This is a genomic window from Allomuricauda sp. CP2A, from assembly GCF_001683915.1.
In the GTDB taxonomy this organism is placed as follows: Bacteria; Bacteroidota; Bacteroidia; order Flavobacteriales; family Flavobacteriaceae; genus Flagellimonas.
In genome coordinates this window covers 1-446 of the sequence record NZ_LXTT01000108.1, presented here as the reverse complement: position 1 = coordinate 446, position 446 = coordinate 1, and the positions used below count along the sequence as shown (strand labels likewise).

Here is a 446-nt window from a genome sequence, read left to right as displayed (position 1 = left end):
TTGGTTCTTCATCGTTGATTAATAAATCTATTGAGTAATTTTCTTCCTCATTTTTTCGAGACGAAATTTTAAAGCTAGTATTGTTTTCATCAAGGCACTCTAATTCGATGAAATCATAGTCAATGCTATTTAGATAGTTAAATGATGGTGAAATAAGACCAAGTATTAATTTTAAAACACTTGTTTTACCTGTCCCATTGATACCAATTAGAAAAGTAAGATGTTCGTTAAATTCAATCTCATAGTTAAGATAGTCGTGAACATTTGTTGCTGTAAATTTCTTTATTATCATTTTTCGTTTTGTTATGTTCTAATTGTGCCCAACGGCCACGCGGCTATGGCGGGCAGCGTTGTGGGCTTGCCCGCAAAAGCTGACTGGAGCCATTAGGCGCTGATTCGCTATAGCCGCTTGTTGGGAAAAGTGCACTTTTTTCCGCTGCGGCGCG

1 protein-coding gene is annotated in these 446 nt (G+C 37.4%); it reads right to left on the bottom strand.

What is annotated here, in order from left to right:
• Positions 1–292: AAA family ATPase (locus tag A7D14_RS12850; protein WP_176712418.1), on the bottom strand; the 292-nt coding region annotated here is incomplete at its 3' end.
• Positions 293–446: the final 154 nt, after the last annotated feature.